At 64.3% G+C, this 13767-nt stretch carries 14 protein-coding genes; 3 read left to right on the top strand and 11 right to left on the bottom strand.

All coding sequences use genetic code 11. The annotated features are described in order from the left end of the window. Positions 1-237 precede the first annotated feature (237 nt). Positions 238-645, top strand: coding sequence for a carboxymuconolactone decarboxylase family protein (locus tag NKH04_RS31725; RefSeq protein ID WP_352819767.1), 408 nt, complete (start codon positions 238-240; stop codon positions 643-645). 213 nt (positions 646-858) lie between these two features. Here the strand turns inward: NKH04_RS31725 and NKH04_RS31720 are convergent, their stop codons facing one another. From NKH04_RS31720 to NKH04_RS31670, 11 genes are all read right to left on the bottom strand, one after another. Beyond that, positions 859-1746: an amidohydrolase family protein gene (locus tag NKH04_RS31720; RefSeq protein ID WP_352819778.1), complete on the bottom strand. Its 888-nt coding sequence runs from the start codon at positions 1744-1746 to the stop codon at positions 859-861. Then, positions 1746-2882, bottom strand: coding sequence for a vWA domain-containing protein (locus NKH04_RS31715; protein ID WP_352819769.1), 1137 nt, complete (start codon positions 2880-2882; stop codon positions 1746-1748). Before NKH04_RS31715 ends, NKH04_RS31720 begins: the two co-directional genes overlap by 1 nt. 226 nt (positions 2883-3108) lie before the next feature. Next, positions 3109-4005, bottom strand: a complete 897-nt coding sequence (locus NKH04_RS31710) for an AAA family ATPase (RefSeq protein WP_353045522.1) — start codon at positions 4003-4005, stop codon at positions 3109-3111. Positions 4006-4014: 9 nt separating this feature from the next. After that, positions 4015-5019 carry a xanthine dehydrogenase family protein molybdopterin-binding subunit gene (locus NKH04_RS31705; RefSeq protein WP_353045521.1) on the bottom strand — a complete coding sequence of 335 codons (1005 nt, stop codon included), beginning with the start codon at positions 5017-5019 and terminating at the stop codon, positions 4015-4017. A gap of 1 nt (position 5020) precedes the next feature. After that, positions 5021-6388: a xanthine dehydrogenase family protein molybdopterin-binding subunit gene (locus tag NKH04_RS31700; RefSeq protein WP_352749737.1), complete on the bottom strand. Its 1368-nt coding sequence runs from the start codon at positions 6386-6388 to the stop codon at positions 5021-5023. 14 nt (positions 6389-6402) lie between these two features. Beyond that, positions 6403-6885, bottom strand: coding sequence for a (2Fe-2S)-binding protein (locus tag NKH04_RS31695; protein WP_353045520.1), 483 nt, complete (start codon positions 6883-6885; stop codon positions 6403-6405). A gap of 43 nt (positions 6886-6928) precedes the next feature. Continuing rightward, positions 6929-7723, bottom strand: coding sequence for an FAD binding domain-containing protein (locus NKH04_RS31690; RefSeq protein ID WP_353045519.1), 795 nt, complete (start codon positions 7721-7723; stop codon positions 6929-6931). 12 nt (positions 7724-7735) lie between these two features. Further along, positions 7736-8185: an SRPBCC family protein gene (locus NKH04_RS31685; RefSeq protein ID WP_352771369.1), complete on the bottom strand. Its 450-nt coding sequence runs from the start codon at positions 8183-8185 to the stop codon at positions 7736-7738. A gap of 107 nt (positions 8186-8292) precedes the next feature. Then, complete coding sequence (locus NKH04_RS31680) at positions 8293-9120, bottom strand: AraC family transcriptional regulator (protein ID WP_353045518.1); 828 nt, start codon at positions 9118-9120, stop codon at positions 8293-8295. Between the two features lie 314 nt (positions 9121-9434). Beyond that, on the bottom strand, positions 9435-10433 hold the full coding sequence (locus NKH04_RS31675) for an ABC transporter permease (RefSeq protein ID WP_353045517.1): 999 nt from the start codon (positions 10431-10433) through the stop codon (positions 9435-9437). A gap of 34 nt (positions 10434-10467) precedes the next feature. Then, positions 10468-11208, bottom strand: coding sequence for an ATP-binding cassette domain-containing protein (locus NKH04_RS31670; protein WP_023675804.1), 741 nt, complete (start codon positions 11206-11208; stop codon positions 10468-10470). Positions 11209-11634: 426 nt separating this feature from the next. Here NKH04_RS31670 and NKH04_RS31665 point away from each other — a divergent pair, with 426 nt between their 5' ends. Next, positions 11635-12624, top strand: coding sequence for a sugar-binding protein (locus tag NKH04_RS31665; protein WP_023675805.1), 990 nt, complete (start codon positions 11635-11637; stop codon positions 12622-12624). A 144-nt stretch (positions 12625-12768) separates the two neighbouring features. Beyond that, positions 12769-13548, top strand: coding sequence for a FadR/GntR family transcriptional regulator (locus tag NKH04_RS31660; RefSeq protein WP_352875058.1), 780 nt, complete (start codon positions 12769-12771; stop codon positions 13546-13548). The last annotated feature ends 219 nt before the right edge of the window (positions 13549-13767 follow it).

The following is a 13767-nucleotide window of genomic DNA, read 5'->3' as shown; positions in this document are numbered from 1 at the left end:
GAAAACGACGCAAAACAACCGTTGCAGGCAGGGCGCCGTCCACATATGGATCCCAGGGTCTCCGCGACGGAGCTTCGCTCCTGCTTCGCCCAGGGATGACGAAGGTGAGGGGCCTCGGCCAGCCTTACGGTCTTGCCTCAGCGCGTCAATTGCTGATTCATCCAAGGCGGTTAGCCGCCTTTTCTCCCGACCTGATTCAACGACCTCGCATAACGATCCAAACGAAAGGACCAAGCCATGGCCACGACGAAACTTCTGAGCGATGCCGAGGTGGAAAAAATCCCGGCGGTCAAGGCGGTATTCGACGACATCCGTGCGACGCGCAAATCCGATTTCGTCAACAATTTCTGGCGCGGGTTGGCCAATGATCCGGCGTCGCTGAAGCGGGTGTGGGAGCAGCTCAAGGCGGTGATGGTCACTGAGAGCGCCATCGATCCGCTGACCAAGGAGATGATCTACATCGCCGTCTCGACCGCCAATGGCTGCTCCTATTGCGTCCACTCGCACACCGCCGCAGCGCGCGCCAAAGGCATGACCGACGCGCAGCATGGCGAACTGGTGTCGATCATCGGGCTGGCCGGGCAGACCAACCAGATGGTCACCGCGCTGCAGATCCCGGTCGATCCGCAGTTCGAGGTGCGGTGAGGTGAGGCGCGGCGCCTTCCCTTCTCCCCTTGTGGGAGAAGGTGGCCGAGCGAAGCTCGGTCGGATGAGGGGTGCTGGACGGATCGCGGCCGTGGAGACGTAAGCGATTCAAATCGCTGGGATTTTCTCCGCCTAGTTTCTTCCAGCACCCCTCATCCGTCTCGGCGCTACGCGCCGATCCACATTCTCCCACAAGGGGAGAAGGGACGCGCGCTACACCGGCCGATAAACCTTCTCCGCCGTGTTCCAGAAAATATCGGCCTCGGCCGCCGCGCCGTGTTTCGCCACCGCCTCCCGGTGCGCCCTGATCAGCTCGGCGTGGCTGGTCCACAGCTTCTCGATCGGGAAGTTCGAGCCGAACATCAGGTGGTCGCTGCCGAGGATGTCGATGGTGTTGTCGACGATATAGCCGATCAGCGCCGGGTCGTTGTGGTGGACGAAGGTGCCGAGGCCGGACAGCTTTGCATAGAGGTTGGGCGCCGCTGACAGCGTGCGCAGGCCTGCCTTCCAGGCCTCGGTGGTTTCGGGCTCCATGTCGGTCAGCATGCCGGCATGGGTGAGGATGAAATTGGTCTCGGGGTTCTCGCCGACGAGCGTCAGCCCATCCTTCATCTGGGCGGGGAAAAGCTGCAGGTCGAAGGACAGGCCGTAATGCTTGAGCCGCGCGACATTGGCCCGCACCTTCGGGTCGATGACCTGATCGGCCGAGGCGGCGAAGCGGAAGGCCGGCGTTTGGTGCCAGTGCAGCTGCATGCGCACGCCGCGCAGCAGCGGATACTTGATCAGCCGGTCGATCTGGGAACGCACGTCGTCCACGGTCATGTCGGCATAGCCGACGATGGCGTGCGGCCAGCCGGTTTCTTCCGCGGTCTTCTGCAGGAACGCGACCTCGTTCTCGAAATCCTCCTTGGCCCAGTTGGTCTGGACATAGACCGCCTTCTCGACGCCCGAGCCTTGCTCGTCGGCGAGGAATTCCTCGATCGGATAGTCGCGGCGGATCGGCTCGTAAGGGCCAAAGATGCGCGGCACCATCGGCCCGACCAGCCATGGCTGGTCCTTTTGGCGCCAGATGTGGAAATGCGCGTCGATCGCCTTCTGCATCACGAAACCCTCTTCCAGATTGCCGCGGCCGCCGGGGCGGGGCGGGCGAGCGACAGGATGAACTCGGTGACGCCCGCGATGGACGAGCCGTCGACCAGGTCGTCGAGCACCGGCAGGATGGCGCGAAGTGCTGCCGTGGCCGGCCGGAAGCGCGGATCGCCGGCCAACGGCGTCGCCAGCGAAAGCCGAAAGGCGCGGGCGCTCAGCCGGCGCATCGCCGTCTCCAGCTCGGCATGATCGCCGCGCTCCAGCGCATCCGACAGGATGACGATCGCCGCCCCGCGTGCAAAGGCGGAGAAGCGCGGCACCGATAGAAACGCGAGCAGCGTCGGTCCCATACGGGTGCCGCCGTCCCAGTCGTCGACCTGGGCAGCGGCGCGGGCCAGCGCCTGGTCGCGGTCGCGAATGCGCAGCGGCGAGGTGATGCGGGTCAGCCGTGTGCCGAAAGTGAAGACCTCCGCCCGGTCGGCGCCTTGCACGGCCGCATGCGCCAGCTTGAGATAGTCCGATGTGTAGAGCTTCATCGAGCCGGATACATCGATGAGGATGAGAAGCTTGCGCGGCACCGCCTGCCGCCGGCGCAGCAGCGGCGAGGGGATATCGCCGTCGGCGCTGACGATCTCCCTAAGCGAACGGCGCAGATCGAGCTTGCCGCGCGCATGCGTGCGTACGGTGCGGAAGGAGCGGCGCGCGGGCAAAGCGGTGGCGAGCTTGCGGCGGAAGGCGGCAAGCCCGTCGCTATCGCGATGGAACTCGCGGACGCTCAACTGTTCGCTCGCCGAAGACAGTTCGCCGCCTTCCTCCTGGCGGATCACTTCGATTTCTTCTTCGCCCGTTGCACCATCGTCCTTGATGCGGGTTTCCTCGTCGGCCTCGCCCTCGATCAGCGCCGCGGCATCCCCATAGAAATGGCTCCGGAAATGCGCCTCGAATTCGTCGCGGCGGTCGGGCGGCGGCGCCAGCGTGGCGAGGGCCGCCTCGCGGATGTCGGCCATCGAGCGCGGCCCGAGCAGCGTCACCGCCTGCATGAAACCGGACACCTGTTCGGGCGCGACAGCAAAGCCATAGCGGCGGAGCAGCCGGCCGAAGCCGAGGAACGGCGTGGTCGCACGGGGCAAGCTTTCCGGACGCATCATTCCTTCGCGCCCCCCTCTGTCCTGCCGGACATCTCCCCCTCAAGGGGGGAGATCAGACATCTCGCCGGCTTTCGCCAATCTTCAACGTTGCAGAATTGAGCGGAGCGCCCAAGCTGCCAATCTTCCCCCTTGAGGGGGAGATGTCCGGCAGGACAGAGGGGGGCGCTGTCCCGCCAGCGTCGCGCACTAGCCCTGGGGTATCGCGCTAGCGCGCTTCGATCGTGCATCACGCCAGCGCCTCCTCGACAATCTTGCCGAGCTCCGGCGCAATGCAGGAAAGGTCCTCCTCGTCTTTGATCAGCACGCCAATGGCCCGGCGAAACGCTTCCGGCCACGGGCTGCCGCCTTTTTCGAGGATGGTCGCGGCATTGGCCCACTCGACCGCCTCGGCGATGCCTGGTGGCTTGGCCAGCGGACGGGCGCGAATGCCGCGCACAGCAGCAGCGACGGCGCGGGCCGTGGCCTCGGCGACATCGCCGGCGCGCAGCATGATGATCTCGGCCTCGCGCCCGGCGTCGGGATAGGTGATCCAGTGATAGACGCAGCGCCGCCGCAGCGCTTCGGCCAGTTCACGGGTGCGGTTCGAGGTCAGGATGACGATCGGCTGCGCCGTCGCGCGAATGGTGCCGCGCTCGGGAATACTGATTTGGAAATCGGACAGGAACTCCAGCAGCAGCGCTTCGAATTCATGGTCGGACCGGTCGATTTCGTCGACCAGCAGGACGCGCTTTTCCGGCGCCTTCAGCACCTGCAGCAGCGGCCGCGCGATCAGGAAACGGTCGTCATAGATGTCGATCTCGTGCTCGCCGGCGTGGCGGATGGCGAGCAGCTGGCGCTGGTAGTTCCACTCGTATAGCGCATGTGCGGCGTCGATGCCCTCGTAGCATTGCAGCCGCACGAGATCGCGCCCGAGCACTTCGGCAATCGCCTTCGCCGCCTCCGTCTTGCCGACGCCGGGCGCGCCTTCGAGCAGCAGCGGCTTGCCCAGCCGGATCGCCAGGAAGATGGCGGTGGCCAGGCTTTCATCGGCGAGATAGTGCGAGGCGGCGAGGCGGGACGCCACCGCCTCCGGCGAGGTGGCGACTGTCTCTGCGCTTGAAGTCCGGGCGCTTCTCTTGGGCATTTCCGGCACTCAGTTCGGGGCTTGCGCCTTCAGCGCCCGCAGAATGCGCTCCGGCGTGATCGGCAGTGTATCGATGCGCACACCGACGGCGTCGAAGACGGCATTGGCGACCGCCGGGATCTGCGGGTTGGCGCACATTTCGCCCGGCCCCTTGGCGCCATACGGCCCGTCCGCCGAGGGCCTCTCCAGCACGATGATATCGGTTTGAGCGAGATCGCCAGGACCCGGCATCAGATATTGGTTGAAGTCGGTGCCGCCATGGTCGCGATTGGGATAATAGGGTTCGGTCGTTTCGTAGAGCGCATGGCTGATGCCCATCCACGAGCCTCCGACGAGCTGCTGCTCGACCATTTTCGGGTTCAGCGCGCGGCCGATCTCAAAGACGTTCTTCACGGTCAGCACGGTGACCTCGCCGGTCTCGTCGTCGACCTCGACCTCGGCAACCGTGCAGGCGTGGGCGTAGCAGGTCGACGGCTTCATCGCGCCGGTTTCCTTTTCCGGATAGGAGCGCGGGATCAGAAACATGCCGCGGCCGGAAATCGAACGGCCGCGCTTGAAATGCGCCGACAGCGCGACATCGAAGATCGAGATCGATTTCTGCGGCGCGCCCTTGACCAGGATGTTGCCTTGCCCGTCGGTCTCGAGGTCCGACGCATTGACCTCCAGCTCCTCGGCCGCCACTTCCAGCATCACCTGGCGGGCTTCCCTGGCCGCCTGGATGACTGCATTGCCGGCCCGGTGTGTGCCGCGCGAGGCGAAGGTGCCCATGCAGTGCGGGCCGGTGTCGGTGTCGGCGGTGTCGACGACGACACGGTCGGTCGGCACGCCGATCGTGTCGGCGCAGATCTGCGCCATGATCTGCTTCATGCCCTGGCCGAGATCGACGCTCGACAGCGTCACCATGAAATTGCCGGTCGGCGTCGAATGCACCAGCGCCTGGGTCGGGTCGCCGCCGAGATTCATGCCGGTCGGATAATTGATCGCGGCGACGCCGCGTCCGCGCCTGATCGCCATCTCAAGCTCCCTTCGCGTAAGACGACATCGCCATGAATTTTTCCGCTACCGGCCAGTTGGCGGCGCGCGAGGCTTCCTGCATGCACTCGATCAGCGCAGCACCCTCGGTCGGCTGCCGATGTGCTTTCATGTCGCCATCGCGATAGGCGTTGATGAAACGGAATTCGAGCGGGTCCATGCCGATCAGCCGGGCGAGCTTGTCCATCTGTACCTCTAGCGCGAAATCGCCAATGGTGACGCCGAAGCCGCGCATCGCCGAGGACGGGGTGCGGTTGGTGTAGACGCAGTAGGTGTCGATCCAGACGTTCGGGATCGTATAGGGGCCGGGATAATGGCCGGCGCCCTTCTGCGCGCCGTAGGGCGAATGGCGCGAATAGGCGCCGGCGTCGGTGTAGCCCGTGACTTTACGCGCGACGATGCGGCCGTCGTTCATGACGCCGTCCTTGATGACGACTTTCTCGGCGGCGCGCGGCGAGGAAATCTGCATCTCTTCCTCGCGGCTGTAGATAAAACAGACCGGTCGTCCTGTTATTTTGGCGCCAAGGATGGCGATCGGCTCGACGATGACGTCGACCTTGCCGCCAAAGCCGCCGCCGACAGTGCCGCCGACGAAATGCAGCTTGTTGCCGGGCATCTGCAGGATGATCGAGGCGTTATCGAGAGTGAAGAACATCGCCTGCGTGTTGGTGTAGCAGGTGAAGCGGTCGTTGCCCTCCGGCGCGACGATGCAGCCTGTCGTCTCGGTCGGCGCATGCTCGATCGGTGAAGACTGGTAGGTCTGTTCGAGCACGTGGTCGGCCTCGGCGAAGCCGGCTTCGACATCGCCGAAGCGCACCTTGCGGCATTCGCCGCTGTCGTAGAGGTAATAATTCCGGCCGTGATATTCATTGACGATCGGCGCGCCGGGCTTCAGCGCTTCGTCCATGTCGAAGACGGCGGGCAGCACTTCGTAATCGACCTTGACCTTGGCGGCGGCTTCCTGCGCGGCGCGCTCGGTCTCGGCCAGCACCGCCACCACGGCCTCGCCCTTCCAGCGCACCTTGCCGTCGGCCAGCACCGTCTCGTCCTCCGGCCCGATCTGGATCAGGATCAGGATGGTGTAGACATTGTGCGGCACATCCTTGGCGGTCAGCACCTTGACGACGCCGGGGTGCTTTTCCGCCTCTGACGTATCGATGCTGCGGATGCGGGCGTGATGATGCGGGCTGCGCACCATCTTCAGGTGCAGCATGCCGGGAAAATTGCGGTCGGCGAAATAGGCGGTCTTGCCGGTGACATGGCCGGGCGAATCCGAACGCGGCCGCGGCTGGCCGATCTCGTGCAGATCGTCCTTGCGCTGGTCGGCAAAGTAGCTCTTGCGGAGTTCCATCTTTTTGACTCCCCTCAAGCCGCGTTCTGCGAATTGGAGCGCGCGGCGCTCAGCACCGCCTGGATGATCGGTTCGTAGCCGGTGCAGCGGCAAATATTGCCGGACAGTGCCTCGACCACATCCTCGCGGCTGGGGTTCGGGGTGTGATCCAGCAGCACCTTGGCGGCCATGATCATGCCCGGCGTGCAGAAACCGCATTGCGTGGCGAAAGCATCGAGGAAAGCGCGTTGCAGCGGATGCAGCACGCCGCCTTCCGAAAGCCCCGTGGTCGTGGCGATAGTTGCGCCATTGCAGGTCTCGGCCAGCGTCAGGCAAGACAGCCTGAGCTCGCCGTCGATGATGACCGAGCAGGCGCCGCAGGTGCCTTGGTGGCAGCCGCCCTTCGGCGAGGTGTCGCCGATCTTGTCGCGCAGCGCATGAAGCAGCGTCGTGCCGCTGTCGATGAATTCGGCCTTTTCGGCACCATTGAGCGTGAACTGAACCGGGACCTTTGCCATCTTTTTACTCCTTTCGCCGCAGCCAGGCGGATGCCACGGTCTTTCAGGCGAGCAGCAGCCGGCCGAGATGGACCGGCAGGACTTCGTTGCGATACCAGGCACTGGCGATCGGATCGGTTCGCGGCGAAGTGCCGTCGCGGGCAACAGCCAGTGCCGGTGCGATGCCCTCGCTGGTGAGTTCCCGGCCAATCAGGGCCTTCTCCGCCGCCCTGGCACGGATCGGCCGGTCGGCCATGCAGCCGAGCGCGATCCGCGCTGACGACACGGTGCCGTCCGGTGCGTGCTCCAGCACGGTCGCGATGCTCAGCACCGAAATGCCCTTTGGCTTGACCCTCGACACTTTCAGGAAGCGAAAGCCGCCTTCCTTCGGAAGCGTGAAGCCGACCGCGGTGACGATGGCGTGGTTGCTTTCGCGTTTCGCCAGGAAGGTTTCGATCGGGAGTTCGCCGTCGCCGATGTTGACGGTTGCGTCCAAGGCCAGCAGCGCAACGGTGAAATCGCCGTAAGGCGCTGGCGCGAAGAGATTGCCGCCGACCGTTGCCATGTTGCGGATCGCCGGGCCGCCGACGGCGCGCGCGGCGTGGGCCAGCGGGGCGAGATCCGGATGGCGGGCGATCGCCGCCATGGTCACCGAAGCGCCGATGCGGACCTCGCCGCCGGAAATGTGGATGACCGACAGCGCCGGTTCGGTCGACCTGACGAAACCGGAGATCGACACGTCGCCTTCATTGGCGGCGCGCACCACCAACGTGCCGCCACCGAGGTAGCGGGTGCCGGCGGCTTTCAGCGCCGCGCTGGCATCCTTCACCGTCGCGAAACTCTGCAGTGCAAGCGCCATGGAACGCTCCCTTTACGCCTGGCTCTGGCCGGCAAAATGGGCCTTCAGGGCGTTGAACCCGCCCTGGAAGACGTTGGCGCCCATGCCTTCGGCCAATTTATCGGCTTCCTCGGGAACGGCGTCGAAGCTGGCGGTCCATTCGGCATAGGTGCGGTCGCCGTCGGTCACCCGCCGCAACTGCAACGTCGCCTTGTGGTTGGTGAGCGGCTGCGGCGTCTCCAGGATGGCGTAGCTGACGAGGAAGTTCTCGTCGGAGAAATCGAGCAGCTTTTCGCGGAGGCGGGCGCCGCTGGCGAGCTGGAAATTGCGCACGCAGCCGATCGTGCCGGCATCCTTGCCGTCTTCGATATGGCTTTCGACCATGCGCGGGTGCCAGGTCGGCAGGCCGTTGAAGTCGCGTATGCGCGCCCAGACCTTTTCGACCGGTGCGTCGATGACGCTGGAGATGGTGACTTTCGCCATATGATCGTTCCCTTGCAAATCAGCTGCTTGGGAGGGTAGGGCGGCAGGCTCGGCAGCGCTTATCAATGCGTCTTGAACGCCTATCAAATAGTCTGAAAAACGGGCGCTCAGCTGATCGCCCGCGCCGCCTCGCGGTAAAGCGTCGGCGGGACGCCGACATGGTCGCGGAAGAAGCGCGAGAAATTGCCTTGCGTGGTGAAGCCGAGATTGCAGGCGACCGAGATCAGCGGCTCCTGCGACCACTGCAACTGCCGCACGGCTTCCTCCATGCGCAGCGTGTTCCAATAGACGTTGGGCGTCAGATTGGTCTGTTCCTTGAACAGCGCGAAGAAATGCGGCCGCGACAGGCCGACGCTGCGCGCCACGTCGTCGAAGCAGATACGCTCGCAGACATTGGCTTTCATCAGCTGGATCGCCTTGCGGACGCGGAAGTCCTGCATGGTGCTGACGCGGGTGCGCACGGTCTGCGGTGCGGACGCGTCGGCGGCATCGAGCACGCTGTCGATGAAGCGCTCGATCTCGTAATTGGCGATGTCGTCGATCCTCTCATTGTCGCTGAGATGATCGAGAAGGTTGGCCGCCGCCTTGTGCAGCCAAGGCTCGAGCGTGATTGCCGGGGCGGAGAACAGCGGCGCGGAGGAAGGCAGCTCGCGGCGCCTTCGAGCCCAGTCCGGATCGATGTAAAAGGCGAGGAACAGGCCGGGCGTGCCGTCGCGGGACAGAGCGTGGCTGTGCGGCTGGAAGGAATTGATGCCGGCGGCGGTGCCCGGTCCAAGCCGTACCGTCTCGCGGCCGATGGTCATCTCGCCGGCGGTGCCTTCCAGCCAGATGATGATATGCGCCTCGACATGGGCATGGGTGACGAAGTCGCTGGCGACGTTCAGGACAGAAACATGTCCGAACCGGCCCCAGTAGAGCCTGATCGCTTCCGTCATGGGTATATCCTCCCGCAGGCGACTGGCCTCCCTTCGCCTGCTGCGAGCGATTGTGCGGCGCAGTTCGGGCTTGCGTCAAGACGGATGTGCACGTCCGGGCGCCGGCCATGCGCCGCACCGGCGGATTATCAGACCCGGCGATAGGAGCGCGTCCCCTTCTCCCCCTGTGGGAGAAGGTGGATCGGCGCGCTAGCGCCGAGACGGTTGAGGGTGTTGGAAGAAATGAGGCGATGCCAAACTGGAGCACCCCTCATCCGTCGCCTTCGGCGACACCTTCTCCCACAAGGGGAGAAGGGGGAGGCTGCGCTTGAACGTCAGTCGTTGCGCCTGAAATTGCGGATGCGGTCGAACAGCACGGCGAGCAGGATGGCGCCGCCGATGAACACGCCTTGCCAGAAGGCATTGATGCCGAGCAGGCCGAGGCTGTTGCGGATGACCTCGATCAGCGCCGCGCCGACGACCGCGCCGAAGGCTGTGCCCATGCCGCCGGCCAGGTTGGCGCCGCCGATGACGGTGGCGGCGATCACCTGAAGCTCCATGCCGTTGCCGAGATTGGTGGTGACCGCGCCCAGCCAGCCGGTCTGGATGATGCCGGCAAGGCCAGCCGCCATTGCCGAGATCATGTAGACGACGACCTTGATCTGGCGCACCGGAACGCCGGTCAGCGTTGCCGCATGCTCGTTGCCGCCGATGGCGAAGATGTGCCGGCCGAATTTCGTCCAGCGCAGCACAAAGCCGGTAATCAACGCCAGCACGATCATGTAAAGCACCGGATTGGCGATGCCGAACACCCAGGCGCCGCCGCCCAGCGCCAGCAGCTTTTCGTGGTCCGGCCCGAACTGGAAGACGACGGTGTTGTTGGAGGCGACCATGGCTAGGCTGCGTGCGATCGACAGCATGCCGAGCGTCACCACGAAAGGCGGAAAGCCGAGATAGGCGATCAGAACCCCGTTGAAGGCGCCGATGATCAGCGCCGTCGCGATCGCAGCGCCAATGCCGATCTCGATGCCGTAGCCGGCATGCATGGTGACGGCCAGCACCATCGAGCACAGGCAAAGCACCGAGCCGACCGACAGGTCGATACCGCCGGTGATGATGACGAAGGTCATGCCGAGCGCGACGATAGCGACGAAGGTGATGTTGCGGGTGATGTTGTAGAGGTTCTTGGTCGTGGCAAAGGAATCCGTGGCCACCGACAGGAACAGGCAGGCGAGGATGACCGCGATCACCACCCAGAAGGTCTGGCTGGCAAACACCTTGCTCAGCAAGGTGTGCTGCTTGTGCGCGATCGTCTGATCAAGGGTGACTGCCATTATCGACCTTTTTTACTCATGGTTGAGGCGTCAATCATACCTGTTCGATGGCGCCGGTGATGAGCCCGGTGACTTCTTCCGGCGAACTCGATGCGATCGTCTTGTCGGCGACCTTGCGGCCGCGCCGCATGACGATGACGCGGTCGGCAACGTCAAAGACGTCGGGCATGCGGTGGCTGATCAGCACGACGGCGATGCCCTGGTCGCGCAAATGGCGGATCAGGTTCAATACCTCGGCGACCTGGCGCACCGAGATCGCCGCCGTCGGCTCGTCCATCAGCACGATCTTGGCCTGCGAAAGCATGGTGCGGGCGATCGCGACCGCCTGCCGCTGGCCGCCCGACATTTGTTTGACCAGGTCGCGCGGGCGCGTTTCGGATTTCAGCTCGGCGAAGATCTGGCCGGCGCGCTTGTACATCGCGGCATAGTCGAGGATGCGAAGCGGCCCGAGGCCGCGGCGCAATTCACGGCCGAGATAGACGTTGGCGGCGGCCGTCAGATTGTTGCACAGTGCCAGGTCCTGATGGACGATTTCGATGCCGTGCTGGCGCGCCTCGACCGGCTTGTGCAGGATCAGCTCCTTGCCGTCCATCTGCATCGTGCCATGGCTCGGCGGGAAATTGCCGGCGATCATCTTGACCAGCGTCGACTTGCCGGCGCCGTTGTCGCCCATCAGGCCGACAACCTGTCCGGCCTCGATCGACAACGAAACGTCGTTGACCGCCTGGATGGCGCCAAAATGCTTCGAGATGTTGGTGAGTTCGAGAACCGCCACCAGCCTTCTTGCCTCCCCGTGCTTTGCGGCCTGCGGTTCTGCCGCGGCCATTCGCTCTCCCCAGTTCCTCCCGGAAGCAGCGATTTTGCCCATTTACGCATAAGCCTCCTTGGCGTCAACCACGGCTTCTTTCGAAAAATCAGTTTTGTAGGACAAATAGCATTGACGTCGGTGACAAGGCGATATTAGCTAAGCGTCGGAGGAGCTTGCGCCGAGCCACCGGGTTGCCGGAAGGAATCGGTGAGGGTTTGTCGGTCAGGGATCTGGTAACCAGCGATATCTGTCGGTGCCGGTCTGAGACTGAATATGAAAATGCTTATCGACCTGGCTTGGCGACACGAGTGCTACGTCCTCTGTCATCTTGCTCCGGGTCGATCTGTGTGTGGCGGGCACGCGGTGTCCGTTTGTTTCAAAGGGAGGACTGACATGAGGAAATCACTATTGCTCGCTGCCGCCGCCGTCATGGCGCTGGGTGCCGGGCCGGCCATGGCCAAGAAACAGCTCGTCATCGTCGTGAAGGGGCTCGACAATCCATTCTTCGAGGCCATCCACCAGGGTTGCGAGAAATGGAACAAGGAAAACGCCAGTTCGGAATATGAGTGCTTCTACACCGGACCGGCATCGACCTCGGATGAGGCCGGTGAAGCTCAGATCGTCCAGGACATGCTGAGCAAGCCCGATACGGTGGCAATGGCGATTTCGCCATCGAACGCGCCGCTGATCGCGCAGACGATCAAAAGCGCCAATCCGTCGATCCCGATCATGACCCTCGACGCCGACCTCAGCAAGGAAGACGCGGCGCTGCGCAAGACCTATCTCGGCACCGACAACTACCTGATGGGTCACAAGATCGGCGAATACATCAAGAAGGCCAAGCCGAATGGCGGCAAGATCTGCACCATCGAAGGCAATCCGGCGGCCGACAACATCCTGCGCCGCGCGCAGGGCATGCGTGACGCGCTTTCGGGCAAGGACGGCCTCGCGGCGCTGGCAGGGGAAGGCGGCTGGACGGAAGTTGCCGGCTGCCCGGTGTTCACCAATGACGACGGCGCCAAGGGCGTGCAGGCGATGACCGACATCCTCGCCGCCAATCCCGATCTCGACGCCTTCGGCATCATGGGCGGCTGGCCGCTGTTCGGCGCTCCGCAGCCCTACCGCGACCTGTTCAAGCCGATGGCCGACAAGATCGCCAGCAACGCCTTTGTCATCGGCGCCGCCGACACGATCGGCGACGAGGTGGCGATTGCTCGTGACGGGCTGGTGACCGCGCTGGTTGGCCAGCGGCCGTTCGAGATGGGCTACAAGGCGCCCTCGGTGATGATCGACCTGGTCGACGGCAAGCCGGTCGCCGATCCGGTGTTCACCGGCCTCGACGAATGCACCAAGGACACCGTCGACACCTGCATCCAGAAGTAGGTTCGCAGTTTCGGGGCGCCCGTCGGGCGCCCCGTTACGCATCGTCCATACAAACGCACGAGGCGACGCTGCTTTGGAGCGTAGGCCGCTGCTTTGTCGTGCCCTGAATTCAGGCTTTCGACAAGAAGCTGCCGGGGAATACGAATGCCGGACGCGACATCAAAAAAGCAACCCGCCAAATTGAAGGCAGAGCCTGGGCGGCCGGCCGTCGTTCGGCGCGCCGACGCCGCACATTTTCCCGGCTCGAGCGTGCATGCCTCGCTCGCCAACGAAATCGGGCTGAGGATCGTGCGCGGCGACTATCCGCCGGGAACCATCCTGCCCAACGAAGCCAAATGGTCCGAGACCTTCGACGTCAGCCGCTCGGCGGTGCGCGAAGCCATCAAAATGCTGATGGCGAAGAGCCTATTGGCGTCACGCCCGAAGATCGGCAGCTGGGTCGAGCCGAAGGAGCGCTGGAACCTGCTCGATCGCGACGTGCTGGCCTGGTACGCGACCTCGCCGGACCGCGAGGTGTTCCTCAGGACCGTGCAGGAATTCCGCCACATCATCGAGCCGGAGGCCAGCGCCTTTGCCGCGATGCGGCGCACCGACGAGCAGATGGCCGAGATCAGCCAGGCCTGCCGCGAGATGGGCGAGGCGACCAACCTGCAGGAGCGGACGCGCGCCGACACGCGGTTTCATCTCGCCATCCTGCGCGCCTCGGGCAACGATCTGCTGGTGCCGCTCGGCGTGCTGATCGAATCGGCGCTCGACCATTTGTTCCAGTTCGTCACCCGCGAGACCAGCGATCAGCGGCGGGCGCAGGCACTGCACGAGGCGATCGAGAAGAACATCCGCCTGCAGCGACCGGCTGCAGCCCGTGCCGCGGTGCACAGGCTTCTTGCCAACACCGACGATGTCATCGGCCGGTCGCGGCGGTGATGGTTGCACAGGGCAGCGTTGCTCAGAACGATTGCAAAACTCGCATTCCTTCGCGCCCCCCTCTGTCCTGCCGGACATCTCGCCCACGAGGGGGCCATCGCAGATAGCAAGCCGAGGCTTTCGCTCTACGACGTACCCCCACCCCTAACCCCTCCCCACAAGGGGGAGGGAGACTTCCGTTGGCGCTGACCTCGGCAAATTGCCTGCCTTTCGGCGCCA

The organism is Mesorhizobium sp. M1365 (genome assembly GCF_040317865.1).
GTDB lineage: Bacteria > Pseudomonadota > Alphaproteobacteria > Rhizobiales > Rhizobiaceae > Mesorhizobium.
This window is presented reverse-complemented; position numbering and strand designations above follow the sequence as displayed.